This is a genomic window from Arthrobacter sp. TE12232 (assembly GCF_054062615.1).
In genome coordinates this window covers 1,273,321-1,294,436 of record NZ_JBSSFK010000001.1, presented here as the reverse complement: position 1 = coordinate 1,294,436, position 21,116 = coordinate 1,273,321, and the positions used below count along the sequence as shown (strand labels likewise).

The 21,116-nt window shown below is 67.8% G+C and carries 20 protein-coding genes; 12 read left to right on the top strand and 8 right to left on the bottom strand.

Features of this window, described 5'->3' with window-relative positions:
* Positions 1 to 50 precede the first annotated feature (50 nt).
* From ACVWZ7_RS05685 to ACVWZ7_RS05670, 4 genes are all read left to right on the top strand, one after another.
* A complete protein-coding gene (locus ACVWZ7_RS05685) occupies positions 51 to 1,028 on the top strand; it encodes an aldose 1-epimerase family protein (protein WP_456507239.1) in 978 nt (325 codons plus the stop codon).
* 84 nt (positions 1,029 to 1,112) lie between these two features.
* Positions 1,113 to 2,426 (top strand): AI-2E family transporter, encoded by a 1,314-nt coding sequence (locus ACVWZ7_RS05680; protein WP_456507238.1) that lies wholly within the window; start codon positions 1,113 to 1,115, stop codon positions 2,424 to 2,426.
* 21 nt (positions 2,427 to 2,447) lie between these two features.
* Positions 2,448 to 3,686, top strand: a complete 1,239-nt coding sequence (gene ilvA / locus ACVWZ7_RS05675) for a threonine ammonia-lyase (RefSeq protein WP_091250807.1) — start codon at positions 2,448 to 2,450, stop codon at positions 3,684 to 3,686.
* A gap of 8 nt (positions 3,687 to 3,694) precedes the next feature.
* Positions 3,695 to 4,318, top strand: a complete 624-nt coding sequence (locus tag ACVWZ7_RS05670; protein ID WP_116766001.1) for a rhomboid family intramembrane serine protease — start codon at positions 3,695 to 3,697, stop codon at positions 4,316 to 4,318.
* A 171-nt stretch (positions 4,319 to 4,489) separates the two neighbouring features.
* Here the strand turns inward: ACVWZ7_RS05670 and greA are convergent, their stop codons facing one another.
* The 3 genes from greA to ACVWZ7_RS05655 form a co-directional block, all read right to left on the bottom strand.
* Positions 4,490 to 4,984 carry a transcription elongation factor GreA gene (gene greA / locus ACVWZ7_RS05665; protein ID WP_091250802.1) on the bottom strand — a complete coding sequence of 165 codons (495 nt, stop codon included), beginning with the start codon at positions 4,982 to 4,984 and terminating at the stop codon, positions 4,490 to 4,492.
* Positions 4,985 to 5,194: 210 nt separating this feature from the next.
* Entirely contained in the window at positions 5,195 to 6,304 is a 1,110-nt protein-coding gene (locus ACVWZ7_RS05660; RefSeq protein ID WP_456507237.1) for an alkaline phosphatase family protein, read from the bottom strand.
* 262 nt (positions 6,305 to 6,566) lie between these two features.
* The gene (locus ACVWZ7_RS05655) at positions 6,567 to 7,019 is read right to left on the bottom strand and encodes a DUF4307 domain-containing protein (protein WP_116766002.1); all 453 of its coding nucleotides are present in this window, start codon (positions 7,017 to 7,019) and stop codon (positions 6,567 to 6,569) included.
* A gap of 194 nt (positions 7,020 to 7,213) precedes the next feature.
* Between ACVWZ7_RS05655 and mca the strand changes: the two genes are divergently transcribed.
* The 4 genes from mca to ACVWZ7_RS05635 all read left to right on the top strand — a co-directional run bounded on the left by mca (position 7,214) and on the right by ACVWZ7_RS05635 (position 11,471).
* Positions 7,214 to 8,119: a mycothiol conjugate amidase Mca gene (gene mca / locus ACVWZ7_RS05650; protein WP_344364195.1), complete on the top strand. Its 906-nt coding sequence runs from the start codon at positions 7,214 to 7,216 to the stop codon at positions 8,117 to 8,119.
* Positions 8,120 to 8,255: 136 nt separating this feature from the next.
* Positions 8,256 to 8,585: a hypothetical protein gene (locus ACVWZ7_RS05645; RefSeq protein ID WP_344364192.1), complete on the top strand. Its 330-nt coding sequence runs from the start codon at positions 8,256 to 8,258 to the stop codon at positions 8,583 to 8,585.
* Positions 8,563 to 10,809, top strand: coding sequence for a thioredoxin domain-containing protein (locus ACVWZ7_RS05640; protein ID WP_456507236.1), 2,247 nt, complete (start codon positions 8,563 to 8,565; stop codon positions 10,807 to 10,809). The genes ACVWZ7_RS05645 and ACVWZ7_RS05640 overlap by 23 nt, the downstream gene beginning before the upstream one ends.
* The gene (locus ACVWZ7_RS05635; protein ID WP_456507235.1) at positions 10,806 to 11,471 is read left to right on the top strand and encodes an HAD family hydrolase; all 666 of its coding nucleotides are present in this window, start codon (positions 10,806 to 10,808) and stop codon (positions 11,469 to 11,471) included. Before ACVWZ7_RS05640 ends, ACVWZ7_RS05635 begins: the two co-directional genes overlap by 4 nt.
* Before the next feature lie 463 nt (positions 11,472 to 11,934).
* On the opposite strand, the gene trhA is transcribed toward ACVWZ7_RS05635, so the two are convergent.
* Positions 11,935 to 12,651: a PAQR family membrane homeostasis protein TrhA gene (gene trhA / locus ACVWZ7_RS05630; protein ID WP_456507234.1), complete on the bottom strand. Its 717-nt coding sequence runs from the start codon at positions 12,649 to 12,651 to the stop codon at positions 11,935 to 11,937.
* Positions 12,652 to 12,806: 155 nt separating this feature from the next.
* Between trhA and ACVWZ7_RS05625 the strand changes: the two genes are divergently transcribed.
* The gene (locus ACVWZ7_RS05625; RefSeq protein ID WP_456509067.1) at positions 12,807 to 13,568 is read left to right on the top strand and encodes an isoprenyl transferase; all 762 of its coding nucleotides are present in this window, start codon (positions 12,807 to 12,809) and stop codon (positions 13,566 to 13,568) included.
* Positions 13,569 to 13,801: 233 nt separating this feature from the next.
* Positions 13,802 to 15,241 carry a PhoH family protein gene (locus ACVWZ7_RS05620; RefSeq protein WP_456507233.1) on the top strand — a complete coding sequence of 480 codons (1,440 nt, stop codon included), beginning with the start codon at positions 13,802 to 13,804 and terminating at the stop codon, positions 15,239 to 15,241.
* 603 nt (positions 15,242 to 15,844) lie between these two features.
* Here ACVWZ7_RS05620 and ACVWZ7_RS05615 read toward each other — a convergent pair.
* Both ACVWZ7_RS05615 and ACVWZ7_RS05610 read right to left on the bottom strand, forming a co-directional pair.
* A complete protein-coding gene (locus ACVWZ7_RS05615; protein ID WP_456507232.1) occupies positions 15,845 to 16,495 on the bottom strand; it encodes a GNAT family N-acetyltransferase in 651 nt (216 codons plus the stop codon).
* A 59-nt stretch (positions 16,496 to 16,554) separates the two neighbouring features.
* On the bottom strand, positions 16,555 to 17,379 hold the full coding sequence (locus tag ACVWZ7_RS05610) for a hypothetical protein (RefSeq protein ID WP_344364177.1): 825 nt from the start codon (positions 17,377 to 17,379) through the stop codon (positions 16,555 to 16,557).
* 58 nt (positions 17,380 to 17,437) lie between these two features.
* Between ACVWZ7_RS05610 and ACVWZ7_RS05605 the strand changes: the two genes are divergently transcribed.
* On the top strand, positions 17,438 to 17,995 hold the full coding sequence (locus ACVWZ7_RS05605; RefSeq protein ID WP_456507231.1) for a prepilin peptidase: 558 nt from the start codon (positions 17,438 to 17,440) through the stop codon (positions 17,993 to 17,995).
* A 9-nt stretch (positions 17,996 to 18,004) separates the two neighbouring features.
* Positions 18,005 to 18,475, top strand: a complete 471-nt coding sequence (locus tag ACVWZ7_RS05600) for an NUDIX hydrolase (protein WP_344364171.1) — start codon at positions 18,005 to 18,007, stop codon at positions 18,473 to 18,475.
* 129 nt (positions 18,476 to 18,604) lie between these two features.
* On the opposite strand, the gene ACVWZ7_RS05595 is transcribed toward ACVWZ7_RS05600, so the two are convergent.
* Together ACVWZ7_RS05595 and ACVWZ7_RS05590 are read right to left on the bottom strand one after the other, a co-directional pair.
* On the bottom strand, positions 18,605 to 20,248 hold the full coding sequence (locus tag ACVWZ7_RS05595) for an MDR family MFS transporter (RefSeq protein WP_456507230.1): 1,644 nt from the start codon (positions 20,246 to 20,248) through the stop codon (positions 18,605 to 18,607).
* The gene (locus ACVWZ7_RS05590) at positions 20,245 to 21,021 is read right to left on the bottom strand and encodes a TetR/AcrR family transcriptional regulator (RefSeq protein WP_456507229.1); all 777 of its coding nucleotides are present in this window, start codon (positions 21,019 to 21,021) and stop codon (positions 20,245 to 20,247) included. The genes ACVWZ7_RS05595 and ACVWZ7_RS05590 overlap by 4 nt, the downstream gene beginning before the upstream one ends.
* Positions 21,022 to 21,116: the final 95 nt, after the last annotated feature.

Genomic DNA, 21,116 nt, shown 5'->3' with positions numbered 1-21,116 from the left:
TCATGGATCCAAGGTATACGGGTTGCCGGGTGGTCTGTACGGTGGTCACCATGGATCTCACAGCGACACATTCTGCATCCGGCACTGCATCTTCCGCCAATGGCGCCGTGCGGCGGTACGCGTCCGGGCGGCAGTACGAGCTCCGGCGCGGCGACGCCCTGGCCGTCGTCACCGAACTCGCCGCCGGGCTGCGCCTCTACAGCCGCGGCGGCACGGCCCTGACCGAGACCTACGGCGACGCTGACATCCCGCCCGGCGCCACCGGGATCACCCTGGCGCCCTGGGCCAACCGGGTGGAGGACGGCGTCTGGCATCTAAACGGCAAGAAACTGCAGCTCGACATCACCGAGGTCTCCCGCAACAACGCCAGCCATGGGCTGCTGCGGAACTCTTCCTACGAACTCGTGGACGAGGACGAATTCTCCGTCACCCTGGAAGCGGCCGTGTTCCCGCAGCACGGCTACCCGTTCCTGCTGAGGCACCGGGTCCGCTACGAACTGGCCGAGGACCTCGGGCTGGTGGTGCGCCAGACCCTCATCAACGACTCCCAGGATCCCGCGCCGTTCGTGCTCGGCGCCCACCCCTACCTGCGGCTGGGGGACGTGCCCAGCGAGGAGCTCACGGTCAGCGTGAATGCCCGGACCCGGCTTGTCGCCGATGACCGCCTCATTCCGCGCAGCACCACGCCGGTTGGCGGCGAGTTCGATCTGCGCGACGGCCGGCCGGTGGGGGACCTGGACCTCGATTCGGCCTATACGGACCTGGAGTTCGACGGTGGCGTCGCCCGGCATACGCTGCGGGCACCTGACGGGCGGACGGTAAGCCTCTGGCAGGACGCGAACTGCGCGTACGTCCACGTCTTCGTGACGACGGAATTTCCGGGCCGGACGAAGGCGGTCGCGATTGAGCCGATGACCGGGCCGGCCAATGCGTTCAACAGCGGCGAGGGACTTCGCTGGCTGGCGCCGGGGGAGCAGTTCTCCATGAGCTGGGGCATCTCCTCCTCGCTGACGGCCGCTGCGGACTGACCCGGAGAGCCGGACGCCGTTTGCTGGTTTCCACTTGCCCGTTGCCGGTTTCCTATTGAACGGCTGCTAGGGAATTATGGGGCTATGACGCCAGCTGAGGACGCCGCACCCGCCACAACACCCGCCATTTCCGCGGCCGGGGCCGGATCCCGTGCCGGGGCCCGGGTGCGGACCGACCGACAGATTGACCAGGACATTCCCTACGGCGTGCGGATCGCCGCCGCCTGGGCGTGGCGCGCCGGGCTCATCCTGCTGGTGCTAGGGGGCCTGATCTGGCTGCTCAGCCATGTCAGCTTCCTCATCATCCCGGTGATGGTGGCCGCCCTGCTGGCGGGGCTCCTCAGCCCTGCCGTGCGCTGGATGGCCAAGCGGAGCGTGCCCAAAGGGCTCGCCGTCGCCATCACGGTCCTCGGTTTCATCGGCCTGATCATCGGCGCCCTGACACTGGTGGGGCGCCAGCTCGCCCAGGGGTTCGGGGAGCTGTGGTCCCAGGCACTCACGGGCGTCCAGCAGGTCCAGACCTGGCTGTCGGAAGGCCCTCTGCAGCTGACGGCCGCCCAGATCGACAAATACGTCCAGGAAGGCACGGCCGCGCTGCAGAACAACAGCAGCAGTATCCTCAGCGGTGCCCTGACGTTCGGGAGCACGGCCGGGCACTTCGCCGCAGGCCTGGTACTGGCGCTGTTCGTGCTGATCTTCTTCCTGCTGGAAGGTGAGAGGATCTGGGCCTTCCTGGTCAGTCTCATGCCCCGGAACGCGCGCCGCGCCACCGACGGTGCGGGCCGCCGCGGCTGGACGTCCATGGTCAGCTACGCGCGCATCCAGATGTTCGTCGCGTTCGTGGACGCTGTGGGAATCGGCGTCGGCGCCGCCATCATCGGCGTGCCGCTCGCGCTGCCGCTGGGCGTGCTGGTTTTCCTCGGTTCCTTCATCCCGGTGGTCGGCGCGCTGGTCACCGGCGCCATCGCCGTTCTGCTGGCACTTGTCGCCAACGGACCGGTCAACGCCCTGATCATGCTGGCGATCGTGCTCCTGGTCCAGCAACTGGAAAGCCACATACTGCAGCCGCTCGTCATGGGCAAGGCCGTATCCCTCCACCCCGTGGCCGTGATCCTGGCGGTCGCAGCCGGTTCCTACCTCGCCGGGATCCCCGGTGCGCTCTTTTCCGTTCCGCTCCTCGCCGTAGCAAACTCGTCGATTCGCTACATTGCCGGCAGAACGTGGGAACATGATGAAGTGCTGGCAACCGCGGGACCAGGGCGAAGCCCTGCCCCCGAGCCCGGCGCAGATACCACCTTCACAGACGTCCACCTGCCGGGCCGAACGCCCGGCCGCGAGGGCGCCGCACCCAACAGCGGTGCTCCGGGCAGCGATGCCGGACGGGGCACCGACGCCTGATCCGAAGAAGGAGAACAGTTCGTGAATACCCTTGAGAGCCTGCCCGTCACGCTGGACGATGTCCTGGAGGCGCAGAAGCTGCTCGACGGGATTATTACGCGGACACCCGTGGAGTCATCGCGGGCCCTCGGCACCATGGTGGGCGGCGAGGTCTTCCTCAAGTGCGAAAACCTGCAGCGCGCCGGGTCGTTCAAGGTCCGCGGCGCCTATGTGCGCATGGCCAAGCTCTCTGACGCCGAGAAGAAGCGCGGCGTCGTGGCGGCCTCCGCCGGAAATCATGCCCAGGGCGTTGCCGTCGCGGCCAAGAGCCTCGGCATCAAGGCCCGCATCTACATGCCGCTCGGCGTCGCACTGCCCAAGCTCGCCGCCACCCGCAGCCACGGCGCCGAAGTGGTGCTGCACGGCCACAACGTGGACGAGGCGTTGGCCGAGGCCAAGCGCTATGCCGATGAAAGCGGCGCGGTCTTTGTCCACCCCTTCGATGACGTCGACGTCGTCGCCGGTCAGGGCACGGTGGGGCTGGAAATCCTGGAGCAGGTCCCGAACGTGGACACCATCCTCATGGGCGTCGGCGGCGGCGGACTCCTCGCCGGCGTTGCCGTCGCCGTGAAGGCCCGTGCCAAGGAGCTCGGACGCGAAATCCGCATCATCGGTGTCCAGGCCGAGAACGCCGCCGCCTACCCGCCCTCGCTCGCCGCGGACGCCCTCGTGCCGCTCAAGAAGGTCTCAACCATGGCGGACGGTATCGCCGTGGGCCGGCCGGGTCAGCTGCCGTTCAGCATCATCCGCGAGCTCGTCGACGACGTCGTCACCGTCAGCGAAGACGCCCTGGCCAGGGCGCTGATCTTCCTGCTGGAACGCGCCAAGATGGTGGTTGAGCCCGCCGGGGCCGTCGGCGTCGCGGCGCTCATGGAAGGCAAGATCGAGAACCCCGGCACCGTGGCGGTGGTCCTCTCCGGCGGCAACATCGACCCCATGCTGATGCTCAAGGTGATCCAGCGCGGTCTGTCCGCTGCCGGCCGCTACATGACTGTGCGGATGATGCTTGATGACCGTCCGGGCTCGCTCGCGACAATTGCCCGCATCATCGCCGAGAACGACGCCAACGTCACCGGACTGGACCACACCCGGGTGGGCGGCTCCATCAGCATGGGCGACGTCTCCATCACGGTCAACCTGGAAACCAAGGGCCACGAGCACTGCAGCCAGGTCCTGGCGGCGCTCCGGGCCGAGGGCTTCCAGCCGATCGTGGTGCACTAGGGGCCGGGGTGCTGGACGCGTCTCCCGGCGGGCAGCCGGGAGCAGGGGACTCTCCCGGGGCGCGGGCCCGCACGGGCCTGCTGGTGGTGGGCTCCTTCGTGGTGCTGCTCTACCTGATCGAGATTGTCAACACCGCGTTATTCCATTCCCTGAACCGCATATTCGGCCTGCGGCCGCGCAGCATGGACGGGATCCTGGACATCCTGACGTTTCCGCTGCTGCACGCGAGCCTCGCCCATCTGATGTCCAACACGCTCCCGTTGATCATTTTCGGGTTTATCGTGTTCCTGTCCGGGCGGCGGGTCTTCATCACGGCCCTGGCCGCCAGCTGGCTGGCGTCCGGAATCGTGGTGTGGCTCATCGGCGGAACCAGCGTCACCGTCGGCGCGTCCGGACTGGTGTTCGGGCTGTTCGCGTTCCTGCTGGTCCGCGGCTTCTTCAACCGGAACTGGTGGCAGATCGTGCTGTCCGTGGTGCTGTTCATGGCCTACGGCGGGATCCTCTTCGGCGTGCTGCCCACCGTGGCAAGTTTCGTCTCGTGGCAGGCGCACCTGGGTGGGGCGATCGGCGGCGTCGCAGCGGCCGTGCTGCTGAGCACACGGCGCCCGCGGTCGCTGCCCGCCGGGCGCTAACCCGCGCACACTGACCTGCCACACCGACCTGCCACACTGATCCGCAATGCTTAACCGCCGTGCTGATCCACCAAGCAGGCAGAAAAAGGCGACGCCGGCCTCCCCGCGAGGGGGAGACCGGCGTCGCTATTTTTCGTAAAGGTGTTCCGTGCGGGAACGTGTGCTGCGGTGCTAGCCGGCGTACGGCTTGGCGGACATGATCTCCACCGTGATGTCCTTGCCGTTCGGGGCGGTGTAGCTGAGCTTGTCGCCCTCCTTGTGGCCGACGATCGCCGCGCCGAGGGGGGACTTCTCGCTGAAGACGTCCAGGTCCGAGTCGCCGGCAATCTCGCGGGAGCCGAGCAGGAAGGTTTCCTCGTCGCCGGCAATCTTGGCCACGACGATCATGCCGGGCTCCACGATGCCGTCATCGGCCGGGGCTTCGCCGACGTGGGCGTCCCGCAGAAGGGCCGTGAGCTGGCGGATGCGGGCCTCGATCTTGCCCTGCTCCTCCTTGGCGGCGTGGTAGCCGCCGTTCTCCTTGAGGTCGCCCTCCTGGCGCGCGGCTTCGATCTTCTGGACGATTTCTGCCCGGCCGGGGCCGGAAAGGTGGTCCAGCTCTGCCTTCAGGCGGTCAAAAGCTTCCTGGGTAAGCCAAGCCGCAGTTGCGCTGTTGGTGGTAGACACGGACTTCTCCTTTGGGTGGTCATACAAGCAAAGACCCCGCCACGGTGGCCACTTTTATGACGCAGTAACCAGCTCAGCGGGGGAAAGGTATTGATCCATTGTAGTCAATCCTGTGGATAAACCAAAGAGGACTGCGGCGTGGATCACATCGTGTTGCCATCTGGCACGGTTTGTCCCGCTGGTGCCGCCACCCGGGGCGGCTGGGGCTGGTCACGGCCGCGAGTTGAAGACGTCGGGTCCAAAACCGTCGACTCCGGGGGCACCGGCATACGCGAGGCGTGGTAGCGAGAAGATGTCTTCGATCGTGGCCAGAAGGCTGTAGTGGCTGTACGTCTTGTCCGAGATTGTGCCGCCCCGGACGAAGGGGGAGAGCACTAAGGCACCGACGCGGCCCCCGGCTGTTCCGCCGGGAACGCCCTCTGGGCCTTGTCTGGCACCGTCAGCTTCGTCAAAGGTAATGACAAGCACTCCGTCCTGTTTATAGGCCGGGGAGTCCAGAATCGCGGGTATCTGTTTCTGCAACCAGACGTTGGAGCTGACCAAGCCTCCCTCCCTGCCGTCCGCGCAGGGACTGTCATGCCCGTCATTGCATAAGTTGGGGCTGATGAAGGAAAGGTTGGGGGTGGTCGCCGCGGACTTAAGGTCCCCGGCAAATTCGGTGAAGTCGACCACGTTCTTCTGACAATCCGGCGAGGATGTGATCGCCGCGAAGTAGACAAAGGGGTTATGCCGGGTCGCGTATTGATCATCCGGTGAGGCGTCCTGGTTACCGTCCTCGGCGCCGGTCTCAGGATGCCGGCATGGACTTTTCATCCCCTCCATGTAGCCCTTCCAGGTCTTACCGGCCGCACTGAGTTGGCCCGCGACGGTCGGTACCGACGCGGGATAGATGCAGCCGGTACCTTTCACCTGCCCCGGCTCGGCGGTGCCCTCTGGTACGAAGGGGACATATGTGCCGCAATCGTTCCGGGTCATGGGGTTGGAGGCCTGCCCCGAAATCTGCGCGATGTAATTGGGAGCGGAGTGATGGGCGATTGCGTAGTAATTGGAAAGCAACACGCCCTTGGAACGAAGCGTCTCCGAGAGGTAGGGAGCGTCCGAGTCAGCGCCCCAGGCCTTGTCGAATCCTTCATTCTCGAGATTGATCACAAACACATGCCCCGGGCGGTCGGCGCGGGCGCCCGCGGCGGGCGCCTGAGGATCCGCGGCTCGCCATGGCTCGCAGCCGGAAACTGCCAGGACTATTGCCGCTGCCAGCACCAGCAGGGCGGCCGCGCCCCGGCCGATGGTTCCTTTCGACTTTCCGGGGTTCATGCGCATCCCGCTTTCTTGTTGAAGCGTGCAGCAGGGGGCCCGGCACCGCTTCGGTCACTGCCCTGCTCTCGAGACCGACGAGTCGCTGGCACCAGCATAGGTCTCCGGTCCAAGGATGTCCCTCCGCGGACACCTTTTGAGTTCATTGATTGGCGCGGCGTCGCGGTGAATGACCAGCTCCCCGCAGCCCGGCGGGTCCCGGGTGGCGCATATGCGGAGGCGTTGGCAACGGCCGGACGGGGCGCTGCGGCCAGCGGGGGGCCGCGGCCTACTTTCCCGCGTCCGGAATCCAGCAGTTGTCCACGACGGCGGAGACAGCCTGGGATTCGGTGCGCAGCTGGGTACTGTGGCCGGTGGTGTGTCCGCCGTCGGTGCCGGCATCGGTGGGGTTCGGGCCGATGTCCACGACTTTCCAGCCGACAATCGCGAACTTGGAGTCCATGGCCTTGACAGCGCACTTGGCATCCGCGGCGGGGTCCTTGGTCACCTGGAAGTCAACCTCCGTCAGGGTGGCGTCGGTGGTGCTGTAGCCGATGTCCTTGAAGCTGACGCTGGTAGTGGCCGCCGACGTCGTCACCCAGGCAAGGAAGGCGATGCCCACGGCGAGGACGGCGATCAGGATGTTGCGTTTGCCCTTGCGTGTCAGTGCGCGCTTTTGGCCGCCGTAACGATTGGCTAGGCTGGTAGGTGCCGGCGCGGCATGCTGATCCTCGGAAGTCACCAGTCCAGTTTAGTGTGGATCGGACCGGGATATATCCGCGGCGGCGGCTGACCCTGCAGGCTACGCCATGGACGGCCGGCCCGCCTGCGGGTGGCCGTGCCGTAGCAGCTCCGCAGCGTCCGGCACAACGGCATGTCCGCCACACCAGCAAGTCCGCCAGAACAGAGAACAGCAGAAAGAGGAGCCGTCCCCTGATGACAGCATCCCCCAGCCCGTCAGCACCGCTTCGTCTGCTGGCGGTCCATGCTCATCCCGACGACGAATCCAGCAAGGGTGCCGCCACCATGGCCATGTACGCCGCCTCGGGCGTGGATGTCCTGGTGGCCACCTGCACCGACGGCTCGCGCGGCGACATCCAGAACCCCGCGATGGAGGGCCAGCCGCACCCCAAGCGCGACATGGCCGGGGCCCGCCGCCTTGAGATGGACGCCGCCGCGAAGGTCCTCGGGGTCCGGCAGCGCTGGCTCGGATTCGTGGATTCCGGACTGCCGGAAGGCGATCCGCTGCCGCCCCTGCCGCCGGGCTGCTTCGCCCTGCAGCCGCTGGAGCGGGCGGCCGCGCCGCTGGTACGGCTGGTCCGGGACTTCAGGCCCCATGTGATCGTGAGCTACGACGAGAACGGAGGCTACCCGCACCCGGATCACATCATGGCGCACCGGGTGGCCGTCGAGGCTTTCGCGGCTGCCGGTGATCCCGCCCGCTACCAGGGCATCGGGGAGCCGTGGGCGCCCAGCAAGCTCTACTACGACCGCGCCTTCAGCCCGGACCGCTTCCGCGCGCTCCACTTTGCGCTGGAAGAGGCCGGCCTGCAGTCCCCGTATGCCGAGCGGCTGGCCACCTGGCTTGAGGCGGACGCCGAGGGGCACACCCCGCCGCCGCCGACGCACCCCACCACCACCCAGATCGAGTGCGGGGACTTCTTCGAAGCCCGCGACGACGCGCTCCGGTCCCACCGCACGCAGGTGGACCCGGAAGGATTCTTCTTTGCGGTATCCGCGGCCATGCAGCGCAAGGTCTGGCCGTGGGAGGACTACTCCCTGATCGAGTCGCGGATCCCGGTCGAACTGCCCGAAACGGACCTCTTCGCCGGGTTAAGATAGACGGGATAGACTTCTTCTATCCGGCGTAGAAAAGGCCCCGTAGAATTGAGGCCCCGTAGGATTAACGCCCCGTAGAAGAGGCGCCGTAGAAGAGGCGCCGAAGAAAAGACACCGGTTTCCACAGAAGGTTTTCACCGTGCATTCCTTGCTCATCGCTCTGGCAACAGCTCCGGCGCCCACCCCCACGCCGTCGCTGCGACCGGGCCTGTCCGAGGACCAGGTCACCCCGGGTTTTCTGGGCTTCCTGCTGACAGCCTTCATCGTGGTGCTGACCGCGCTGCTGATCGTGGACATGGTGCGGCGCATCCGCCGGGTCCGCTACCGGGCCCAGGTGGAGGCCGAGCGTACGGCCGCCGAGGAGGCAGGGACCTCCGGCGCCGACGGCACCGAGGACACCCGGTTCCCGTCCGAGGGCGGGGCTGCCCGGCCGGAAGTCAACGGCGATGCAGGACCAGGAAACCGCTAACAGCGGTTCCCCCCGCCCGCTGCCAGGAGGCTCGAACGCCCTGGCGGCGGAGCCCTCTGCGTACCTGCGCCAGCACGCCGGCAACCCGGTCCACTGGCAGCCGTTCGGCGATGCGGCCTTTGCCGCCGCGGCCACCCGGGACGTTCCGGTGTTCCTCTCCATCGGCTACGCGGCCTGCCACTGGTGCCACGTCATGGCCCACGAATCCTTCGAGGACCAGGACACGGCCGACTACCTGAACACCCACTTCGTCGCCGTCAAAGTGGACCGCGAGGAACGCCCCGACGTCGACGCCGTCTACATGGCCGCCACGCAGGCGATCAGCGGCGAGGGCGGCTGGCCGATGTCCGTCTTCCTCCTGCCCGACGGCCGGGCCTTCCACGCCGGCACCTACTTTCCGCCCCGGCCCATGCCGGGGCGTCCCTCCTTCCGGCAGGTCCTTGAGGCCGTGAGTGAGGCCTGGACGGAGCGCCGCGGCGCTGTCGAAGCTAATGCCGCCACCTTGGCCCGCGGCATGGCCGCGTCCCAGCCGGCCAGCGCCGTCCGGCTCGACGGGCCGCCGGAGCCCCTGGACGCTGCGATCCAGGGGGAAGCCGTTCGTGCCCTGTCCCGGTCCGAAGACCAGAGCCACGGCGGCTTCGGCGGAGCGCCGAAATTCCCGCCGTCGGCCGTGCTCGAATTCCTGATCCGGCACGCCGCCGTGCCCGGGGCCAGACTGCCGTCGGCAGCCGCTGAACTCGATACTGCCGGCCCGGACGCTGTAGGAGCTGACACCGCGGCGGCGGCCCGCGATATGGCGGGGCGCGCGCTCGCGGCGATGTCCCGGTCGGCGTTGTTCGACCAGCTCGACGGCGGCTTCGCCCGCTACTCCGTGACCCGGGACTGGTCCGTTCCGCACTTCGAGAAAATGCTCTACGACAACGCCCAGCTGCTGCGCGTCTACGTCCACTGGGTACGGCTGGGCGGCACGCTCGACTACCCGGCGGCCGAGGCGGCAGCAGTGGCCGGGCGCACCGCGGACTGGCTCCTCACCTGCCTCGGGCTGCCGCCGGACCAAGCCCCGGCGCCGGGCGGGGGAGCGGCGCAGGCGGTGGCCCTGGCGTCCTCGCTGGATGCTGATACCGTCGTCGACGGCGTGCACGCCGAGGGCGCCAGCTACCTGTGGACCCCGGCCCAGCTCCAGGAACTCTTGGGTCCCGCCGACGGCGCCGCCGTGGCGGCCCTCATGAACGTCCGCACACCCGGGAGTGTGACCGCCGACGGTTCACCGCTGCATCCGGGCCGGGAGATCGCCGGCGACGACGCTGTGCTGTGGCAGCGGGTGCGCCCGGTGCTGGCGCAGGCGCGCTCCGGCCGCCCGCAGCCAGGCCGGGACGACAAAGTGGTGGCCGGCTGGAACGGACTGGCCGTCGCGGCACTCGCCGACGCCGGGGCCGTCCTGGCCCGGCCGGAGCTCGTGGCCGCCGCGGAACGTATTGCGGCGTATCTCGAACGGGTGCACTGGCAGCCGCCCGGAGACGGCCCCGGCCGGCTCATCCGCGTCTCCCACGGCGGGACGGCACGCGGAATCGGGGGCCTGCTGGAGGATTATGCCTTTTGCGCCGAAGGACTCTTCGCGCTTTATGGGGTGACCGGGCACACCCGCTGGTACAACCTGGCGGCAGCCGTGCTGGATGCGGCCTGCGTACGGTTCGCGGCCGACGGCGGACTGAAAGACGCTGCCGGGGAGTCGGCGCAGGTCACCGCGGCCCAGGGCGGCCGGGACGGCCTGGACCTGTTCGACAACGCCGCCCCTAGCGGTGCCGCCGCGCTGGCCGGGGCGTTGCTGACCCACTCGGCGCTGTCCGGCTCCCCGGAGCACCGCACCCTGGCGGCCAACATTCTCTCCCTGCTGCCGCCGCTCGCGGTCCGGGCGCCCCGCGTGGCGGGCTGGCTGCTGGCAACCGCCCAGGCGGCGCTCGCCGGACCCGTCGAGGCTGCCGTCGCCGGGCCGGACACGCCCGGGCGTGCCGCGCTGCACCGGGTGCTGCTGATCTCGCCCAGCCCCGGGCTGGTGGTCGCGGTCCAGGACGACGGCGCCGCCCTGCCCGTGCCGCTACTGCGCGGCCGCGGTGCGGGTCCGGACGGCGCCCCGCAGGTGTTCCTGTGCCGCGGAATGGTCTGTGACCGTCCGACGGGTTCCGTCGCAGGGGTGCGCGAGCGGCTGGCTACAATGGCCCGATGACTTCTGAGCACGGCTTTGAGCTGGTGGTGTTCGACTGCGACGGCGTCCTGGTTGATTCCGAGGTAATCGCCGTCCGGGTGGACCAGAAGGTCCTGGCGGACCTCGGCTGGGACCTGGAGCTCGATGAAATCGTGGAACGGTTCGTCGGACGATCCGAGGCCCACTTCGTAGCCTCCGTGGAACAGCACCTCGGAATCCGGCTGGCCGACGGCTGGGATCAGGAGTACGGACGGTGGTACCAGGACGCCTTCGAGCGCGGGCTTGAGGCGGTCGACGGCATAGAGGAGGCGCTGGACCGGCTGCCGCTTCCGCACTGCGTCGCCTCCAGCGGCAGCCACGAAAAGATGCACCGCACCCTGGGCAAGACCGGGCTGCTCCACCGCTTCCAGGGCCGCCTCTTCAGCGCCACGGAGGTGGCCAACGGCAAACCGGCGCCGGACCTGTTCCTCCACGCCGCCCGCCGCCTCAGCACGGCGCCGGAGCGCTGCGCCGTCGTCGAGGACAGCGCCTACGGCGTCCAGGCCGCCCGGGCAGCCGGAATGCACGTCTTTGCCTACGCCGGAGGCGTGACCCCGGCCGCCCGGCTGGCCGGCCCCGGGACCACAGTCTTTTCAGACATGCGGCAGCTGCCCGGGCTCATCGCGGCGGGGCGGCCCGCCTGAGCTGGTGGCCAATTGGCTGAGCTTCGACGTCGGAATTTCCCCACCTTTGGGGGGCTCGCCCGGCGTGTCGGGCAGAAGGGCCGGTGAGTCCCGTCGTCGTTGTCCCAATGGTGGGGAGACTGGGCAGGGTGAACGGCCGGGAAAAACCGCAGCCCGGTTGTGCGCCGGCCCTCGACGTCGGAATTTCCCCACCTTTGGGGGCTCGCCCGGCGTGTCGGGCAGAGGGGCCGGTGAGTCCCGGCGTCGTTGTCACAATGGTGGGGAGAATTGCCGCTGACGGGCACGAGGGCAGCTGGTACGGGCCGGGGGAGTATCGGTGGTCGAGGGCCATCCGGACCCTCAGTGACCCGGTTGGCGCTGAGAAGTGCGGCGGACTGCATGGTCTGGTTGACGCGCCAAGGCCGCCTGAGCTTCAGCCCGGCCAGACTCGGCCCTCGGCCCGGCTCAGCCTCGGCCCGCGGGGTCAGCCCAGGACCGCGATCGCAATGGCAATGTAGTGCGCGGCGAAGGCGACCACCGTCAGGGCATGGAACAGCTCGTGGAAGCCGAAGTGCTCGTAACTGAAGTTCGGCTTCTTCAGGGCGTAGAAGACCGCTCCGGTGATGTACAGGACGCCCCCGACGCAGATCAGCACGGCCGAGGCCACATTGGCGGCGAAGAAATCCGGGAGATAGAACAGTGCCCCGCAGCCCAGGGCGATGTAGATCGGCACGTAGAGCCATCGCGGGGCGTGGGTCCACAGCAGGCGGAACAGCACACCAAGAATGGCCCCGGACCAGATGACCCACAGCAGCAGTTCGGCCTTCTGCCGCTCCAGCAGGGCCCAGGCCAGCGGCGTGTAGCTGCCGGCGATCACCAGCATGATGTTGGTGTGGTCCAGGCGCTTGAGGACAATCTTGACCCGCGGTGACCAGTTCCCGCGGTGGTACACGGCGCTGACCCCGAAAAGCAGCACCCCGGTAACGGCGTAGACGGCGCACGCAACCTTCAGATCTGGCGGAGCCAGGAGCACCAGCACCAGCCCGGCGACGAGCGCCAGCGGAGCGGTCACGGTGTGGATCCAGCCCCGCCATTTGGGCTTGATCATGAGCAGCTCGGCAAGCTTCACCGCGGCGTCGTCCACCGGGGTCCCCTTTTTTGCCGGAGGCTCCGGCCGGGGCTCCAGACTGTTGCTTTCCATGCCGCAATAATAAACTACGCACTGGTAAGTTACCTGCGGGTAACTATGGTTCGGAGGCTAGCCGGCGGCAGTCCTGCGCGCGGCCGGGCGCTCCGGCAGGTAGCCTAGGATGTGCACTGAACCAAGGATCTCAAGGAAGCCAGGTGAATCTCCGGATGGAAATGCCCGGGTTCCTCTACGGCTTTTACGAGCGCAAACTGCAGCGCTCCCTGGACCCGGAGCGGATCCCCCGGCACATCGGCGTCATGGTGGACGGCAACCGGCGCTGGGCCCGCCAGTTCAACGCCCCCACGAGCCAGGGGCACCAGGCCGGCGCGGACAAGATCCACGAATTCCTTGGCTGGTGCCAGGAACTCGGCGTCAGAGTGGTCACCTTGTACATGCTCTCCACGGACAACATGAACCGCTCCGGCGAGGAACTGGACCTCCTGATGGGCATCATCGCCAACACCCTGGACCGGCTGGACGAGGACGCCGACATTTCCGTCCACGCCATGGGCGCCCCGGAACTGCTGCCGGACTATCTGGCCGAGCGGCTGAACAAACTCACGGCCCGCACTCCGGCGCACGAAAAGCTGCACGTCAATGTCGCCGTCGGCTATGGCGGACGGCGGGAGATCGTCGACGCCGTCCGGGAGCTGCTGCACGACGCCGTCAGCCGGGGAGCGGACATCGGAAAACTGGCCGATGAACTCACCGTCGATGACATCTCGCGGTTCCTCTACACAAGGGGCCAGCCGGATCCGGACCTAGTGATCCGGACCTCCGGGGAGCAGCGGCTATCCGGGTTCCTCATGTGGCAAAGCGCCTACAGTGAGTTCTACTTCTGCGAGGCCTTGTGGCCGGCGTTCCGCAAAGTCGACTTCCTGCGCGCCCTGCGCGATTACGCCGGCAGGCAGCGCCGCTTCGGCGCCTGAACCGTTCACGCGGAGTTCACAAACCGGCAACAAGAATCGCCGTCAAATTGGCGGACAAACCCACCCCTTGAGACGTACGTTTATCCCATCGGCGGGCAATTCGCCGGCCGATCGGGGAGGCCAGTACATGGAGCGGAAGTTCGCACCGGGTGTATGGGAGGCCGCGTGCGGCCTTCAGGCCGAGCCGCCTCACCAATAACAAATCCGGGCATTGCCCCGGGGCTGGAGTCGATGTGGCTATTTCTGAGCAACTGCCCGATGTCATTTCCGACCAGGGACAGAAAGCTACCTCTCGCGCCAAGCGAGCCACCTCAAAGACCGGTGCAGCGGATTCCGCCGCGGCCGGTCTTGCTGTTTCCGGGGAAGGAACAGGAATCCGGGGCACGGCCCGCAGTTTCGTGATCGACACCTCCGTGCTGCTCTCCGATCCGCGGGCCCTCCTGCGCTTCGCCGAGCACGAGGTCATCCTGCCGATCGTCGTCATCACCGAACTCGAAGGAAAGCGCCACGACCCTGAACTGGGGTACTTCGCGCGCAAGGCGCTCCGGCTCCTGGATGACCTGCGGCTTGAGCACGGCGGCCTGGACCGTCCCATCCCGCTGGGCCGCGACGGCGGCACGCTCATGGTGGAGCTGAACCATATCTCCGCGGAGGTGTTGCCGGCCGGCTTCCGCGGGGCGGACAATGACAGCCGCATCCTCGCGGTGGCCAAAAACCTGGCCAACGAGGGCCGCGACGTGACGGTGGTGTCCAAGGACCTGCCGATGCGCGTCAAAGCCTCGGCCATGGGGCTGATGGCCGACGAATACCGCAATGAACTCGTCAAGGACTCCGGCTGGACCGGCGTCGCCGAGATCGACGCGGGCGAGGACGAGGTCGCCACCCTCTACGGGCACGAGCCGGTCTTCATCCCGGCCGCGGCCGAAATGCCGACCAACACGGGGCTTGTCCTGCTCTCCAGCCGCGGCTCGGCCCTCGGCCGGGTCGGGTCGGACAAGCAGGTCCGGCTCGTCAAGGGTGACCGCGACGTCTTCGGCCTCCACGGCCGCTCGGCGGAGCAGCGGCTCGCGATCGACCTCCTGATGGACCCGTCCGTCGGCATCGTGTCCCTCGGCGGCCGCGCCGGCACCGGCAAGTCCGCGCTGGCCCTGTGCGCCGGTCTCGAAGCCGTCCTCGAGCGCCGGGAACACCGCAAGGTGATCGTCTTCCGGCCCCTGTACGCCGTGGGCGGCCAGGAACTGGGCTACCTGCCCGGATCCGAGGCGGAAAAGATGAACCCGTGGGCGCAGGCCGTCTTTGACACGCTGGGCGCGCTGGTCAGCCAGGAAGTCGTCGAGGAAGTGATGGACCGGGGCATGCTCGAGGTCATGCCGCTGACGCACATCCGCGGCCGCTCGCTGCACGACGCGTTCGTGATCGTCGACGAGGCGCAGTCCCTGGAGAAGAATGTGCTCCTGACGGTCATGAGCCGGATCGGCCAGAACTCGAAGATCGTCCTGACCCACGACGTCGCCCAGCGCGACAACCTGCGGGTCGGACGGCACGACGGCGTGGCCGCGGTGGTCGAGACGCTGAAGGGCCACCCGCTGTTCGGCCACGTCACCCTCACCCGCTCGGAGCGCTCGCCGATCGCTGCCCTGGTGACGGATCTGCTCGAGGGGGCGGAGATCTAAGCCCGCCCCGGTCCAAGGCCGTGGTCCGGTTAGCCGGGCCACGGCCCTTCGCTGTGGTCGGGTAACCGCGGTCGGGTAACCGTGGTTGGGTTCGCCGGGCAGCGGCGTCCCGCCGTCGGCGGGTAATCGTGGTTGGGTTCGCCGTAGTTGGGTTTGCCGGGCCACGGCCCTTCGCTGTGGTCGGGTAACCGTGGTTGGGTTCGCCGTGCCGCGGCCTTTCGCCGTCGCTTAGACACGACGCATATGGACCCCTGCGGTCGCTGAGCGACCTCCGGGGATCCGATGCGTCGCGATGCGCTCCTTTACGAAAGACCGCGTCCCGGCAGGTTTGTCCCTCACCTTGCGGAGGAGCGCGTCCCGGCTGGTGAGCGTCCCACCTTCGCGGGGCTGCGGCGTCCCGCCAAGGAGCGCATCGCCGACCAAAGCGAAGCGAAGGTCGCCCAGCGACCGCAGCGCAGCGACGGGAGGTGTCTAAGCGACGGCGGGGCGCCGCTGCCCCGAAACCCAACCTCGGCAACCCAGTGAGGGGCGGCGGCGGTCTAAGCGACGGCGGGGCGCCGCTGCCCGGCGGACCCAACCACGGCAATTCAGCTACGTCGGGTGCTAAACGGGGATACCCAGGTACTTTGCTGTGGCGGGGTGGCCTTCTACCTGCAGATTCCATTGGGGGCGCTTGAAGGTGGCCGGGGTCAGGCGGACCTTTTGGACTTCCTGGGGCTGGCCGCCCCAGACGGCGCGGGTGACGCCGTTGGGTTCGTAGCCGAGGGAGCGGGAGACGCCGAGGGACTGCTGGTTCCAGACGGCGGCTTCGGATTCTGCGAGTTCGGCGCCGAGGTAGTCGAAGGCGTAGAGCGCGACGGCGGCACGCATTTCGGTGCCGAGGCCACGGCCCTGGGCGCTTTGGCGGAGCCAGGATCCCGTGCTGACAGTCTTCAGGGTGCTGAAGTCCTTGGCCGCGACGTCCTGGCAGCCGACGAAGTCGCCGTCGTGCCAGATGCCGAGCAGGAGGGTCCAGTCCCCGGGCGTCATGCTGCTGCGGCACCGCCAGTACCACTGCGCCATGTTGGTCCCGAGCTCGTGGGGCGGGGCGTCGGTCCACGGGGTGCTGAAGGGGCTCCGGCCCGGCTCGTGCACGCCGCTGAGGGCGGCCCCGATAGCGACCGGAATGTCCTCGTCCCGGACAGGGCGCAACGTCAGGCGCGGGGTGGTCAGGGTCAGTCCGAACGGGGGCCAGTAGTCGGCGGGCGAAGTCATCGCAGGAAGCCTAACGGTACCGGGCCGGGGATGCCAGTCACGCCGCGGCACCGGCACTGCTACTCTGCCGGAACGTCCCAGCTGATGTGGCGGCGGACGTCCGTGAGGTTCATGGATTCGGCGAGGAACAGGTCATCGAGCATGTATTCGTCCACGCCCAGGATCCTGAGCCAGTGCCCGTAGGCCGGCTCGGCGCCGGTTTCCGGTGCGTCCAGCCAGCGGCTTGCAACGCAGACGCCGGTGCCGGCGTCGACCCGTAACAGCGTGCGTCCCGGGCGGCAGATCGGGGTTGCAGGGTCGGCCGGACGGTACGAGGGGTTCGGACTGACCGTGGTTTCGAGGGCGGGCCGGCCCTCGTGGTCGACCTCCGCGATGGGACCAAGCGCCACAGCGTTGAGGTTCGGGAACTCCAGCGGGACGGGGGAATTCCCCGCGAGCTCCACCGGGTCCAGGACGGCGGCGAAGCGGCCGTTCCCGAAGGACGGTTCGCCGTAGGCTGCCTCCGGGCGGCGGCGCACCAGCCCGTCGTCGTCGTACACCGGGGTGACCAGATGCGGCGGCAGGAGCCAGGTCTTCCGCGTCGAACTGACGTAGAAGCCGCCGCGTGAATCATTGATGCCGGTGGTGCTGGCGATCACCAGTCCGTCGACGGTTTCCAGCCGCAGGGCGCCGGGCCTGCGCAGCCACGCCCGGACGAGGTCGTCGGGGACGGCGGCTGGCGCGGAGCCCGCGGCAGCCTTCACAGGCCGGTCCACGTACTCGAACCTCAGCGACTGCCACTTCCACGGCGAGGACCGGCACAGGTGCCGGAAGGCCGCAGCCTGGTCCGCCGGGCCCCGGGGCGCGAGCGGCCCGCGCCGGTTCCTGCTGTCCCATGCGGCCATATCCACAGTTTACGCGCGGGGACCGACGGGCCGGGCGAATATCCAGTAGCATCCGAGAGTGATCGAACGACTCGGCACCCTGGGCGCCGCCAACCCGCTGGCCTTTTGGCTGGCCCTGGCCGCGTGCGCCTACTTTTTCGTGATGGCCGTCCGGCTCACCGTGATCGATGTCCGGCACCACCTGCTGCCGGACCGCATCGTCTTTCCCTCCTATGCCATCGCCGGACTTCTCCTGCTGGGCGCGGCCGCCAGCCAGTTTCTTCCCGCCGGGCAAGATGTTGCCGGCACACCGGATGCCGGGCTGTTCGGCGTGCCGGGGCTGCGTGTCCTCGCCGGCGGGGCATCCCTGTGGCTGTTTTATTTTGTCCTGCACGCGGTGTATCCGCCGGGCATGGGATTCGGTGACGTGAAGCTTGCAGGCGTCCTGGGAATGTACCTGGGATTCCTTGGCTGGGGGCACGTCTTTGCGGGGACCTTTGCCGCGTTCATCCTCGGCGGCCTGTGGAGCCTCGGATTGCTCGTCGCACGCCGCGGGACGCTGCAATCGGCCATTCCCTTCGGGCCGTTCATGCTCGCCGGAACAGCGGCAGCCATGCTGCTGATCCCCGCCACGTAGGCGGCCGGCATGGCGACCCCGGAGTTCATCATGAGACTGCGCGAGAAGATCGGGCACGAGCCCCTCTGGCTGCCCGGAGTCAGGGGAGTGGTGTTCGACGACGACGGCAGGGTCCTGCTCGGCCGGAGGGCCGACAACGGACAGTGGGGACTGATCAGCGGGATCCTGGAACCGGGCGAGGAACCTGCGCCGGGCCTGCTGCGGGAGATCCTGGAGGAGACCGGTGTGGTTGCGGTTGTGGAGCGGCTGGTTTCTGTTGATGCCGTGGGCCCGACCCGGTATCCCAACGGCGACGTGTGCCATTTCCTGACCCTGGTGTTCCGGTGCCGCTTTGTCTCGGGCGAGGCCCGGGTTAACGACGACGAATCCCTCGACGTCGGCTGGTTCCTGCCGAAGGACTTCCCGGAGCTCATGGCCGGACACCTGGAAACGATCCGCCGGGCCAGTGACCCCGCCGCCGACGTCCACTACCGGCGCTGACCCGGGCCAGTCTTCCGGTACTGACGTGCACGGCATGCAGCAGGGGCGCCGCAACCCCCAAAGATTGCGGCGCCCCTGGCTGGCACCGGCCAGCGGATGCGGCCGGGTTCGGGAACGGAGTCCGGAAGATCAGCCGCGCTGGCGGGTGAGCTCGTCGTCGTTCCTGGCAGCCGCGGCTCGTTCCGCCTCGAGCCGCTCGGCTTCCTCGCCGCCGACGGCCTCTCCGCGGGCCACCATTCCGGCGGTGTCCGAGAGCGGAATCTGCTTGAGGGTAATAGCCAGGATCAGGGCGATGCCCAGGAACGGGAGCAGGTACCAGAAGACGGGCGCGAGCGAATCCGCGTAGGCGTTGACGATCGCGTCCTTGAGCTGCGCCGGGAGCTGGCTGAGGGTCTGCGGGTCCATCGTCCGGGTGGACTGCGACGCCTGCTCGGCGGACGCCCCGGCGCCGGTGAAGGCATTGGTCAGGGATTCGGCGAGCCGGGTGGTGAAGATGGAACCGAACACGGCGACGCCCAGGGATGCGCCGACCTCGCGGAAGTAGTTGTTGGTGCTGGTCGCGGTGCCGATCTGGTCCGCCGGCACGGAGTTCTGCACCACCAGGACAATCACCTGCATGATCGAGCCCAAGCCGGCGCCGAAGATAAACAGCTGCACACAGATGACCCAGATGGGGGTGGCGGCCGTGAGCGTGGTCAGCCACAGCATGGCGGCGATGGTCAGGGCCGCCCCGAGGATCGGGAACATCTTGTACTTGCCGGTCTTGGAGATCCGGATGCCGGAGAAGATGGCCGTGCCCATGAGTCCTACCATCATGGGCAGCATCAGCAGGCCGGATTCCGCGGCGGAGGTCCCGGAGGACATCTGCAGGAACGTGGGAACGAAGGCGATGGCCGCGAACATGCCCAGCCCGAGGGTGAAGCCAATGGCCGTCGAGTTCACGAAGATGCGGTTCTTGAACAGGCTCAGCGGAATGATGGGGTCCTCGGCCCGGCGCTCCACCATGACGAAGGCGGTGGCGGCGAGCACGAGTCCGGCGCCGAAGGCCCACGTCAGCGGCGAATCCCAGCCTTCATCCTTCTTGCCGCCGAAGTCGGTGAAGAAGATCAGGCACGTGGTGGCGGCGGAGAGCAGCAGCACGCCCAGGATGTCGATCTTCTTCTCGGCCTTCTTGTTTGGCAGTGTGAGGGTGAACCAGGCAATCGTGAACGCAGCGATGCCGATCGGGATGTTGATGTAGAAGGCCCACTCCCAGGTCAGGTGGTCCACGAAGAAGCCGCCCAGCAGGGGGCCGGCGACGGCGGAGAGGCCGAAGATGGCGCCCAGCGGGCCCATGTACTTGCCGCGTTCCTTGGCCGGAACGATGTCGGCGATGATGGCCTGGGACAGGATCATGAGGCCGCCGCCGCCCAGGCCCTGGATGGCGCGGAACACCACGAAGCCCCAGAAATCGGTGGCAAAGGCGCAGCCCGCGGAAGCGAGCGTGAAGAGCCCTATCGCCACGAGGAACAGGTTCCGCCGCCCCAGGATGTCGCCGAACTTCCCGTAGATCGGCATGACGATGGTGGTGGCCAGCAGGTAAGCCGTGGTGATCCAGGCCTGGTGCTCCACCCCGCCGAGCTTGCCGACGATCGTCGGCATGGCGGTGGAAACGATGGTCTGGTCGAGGCTGGAGAGCAGCATGCCCGCGATGAGGGCGGAGAAGATGATCCAGATGCGTTTCTGGGTCAGCAGCAGCGGCTCGGCTGCTGGCTTGGTGCTGAACGCGCTCATTGCGCTCCTTCGGAAGGGGTGGACTGGGGAGAATGCGACTGCGAAGAACTGGGCAGCGCAGAACTCGACTGAGAGGTGCTGGACTGCTGGATGTGGGGCCGGGACATGCTCAAGGGGGTCGGCCCGGCCCGGGAGGGATCGAACGGCAACGCAAAGAGCGTCCGGGCCGCCGCAATGTTTTCCAGCAGCATGTCCTTGTAGGTGCGCGTGTTGCCTTCGGAGAAATAGCCGGCGCTGGTCTTCCTGGCGATGTTGCCCAGGAGAACTACGGCCATGCGCACCACGGGGTGGTCCGTCGGGACGCCTTCCCGGGCCGCGAGAAGCCGGGCGAACTCGGCCTCGCGTTCCTCGGAGGCGCCGATGATCCGGAGCATCAGCTGGGGCTCCTTCTTGATCACGCCGATCAGCTGGCGGGTTTCTTCCTCGGAGCCGCTCATCCGTTCGGCGAGGTCGAGGGACAGCCGCACGAGGTCGGCCAGGAGCGAGTCCGATATTTCGCCGGCGGGCGAGCCGGCGCCGCCTGCCATGAAGCGTTCGACCACCTCTTCGGGAAAGTCGTCGTCGACGTGGCCGAGGATTGCATCTTCCTTGGCTGGGAAATAGTTGAAGAACGTCCGGCGGGAAATGCCCGCCTGCTCGCAGACTTCCTCCACGGTGTAGCCGTTGAGGCCCCGTTCGGCGGTCAGTGAACGCGCGACGGCGGTGATTGCCGCCCGTGTGGCGGCACGCTTGCGCTCGCGGAGGCCGCCCTCATTAATTGCACTGTTGCCCATAGAGTGTATTTTTGCACTTAACTGCAATTAGTGCAAAAGGTGTCGGGGTGCCGGGGCACGACGGCGGCCGGCGCCTTTCGCAGGAAAGACGCCGG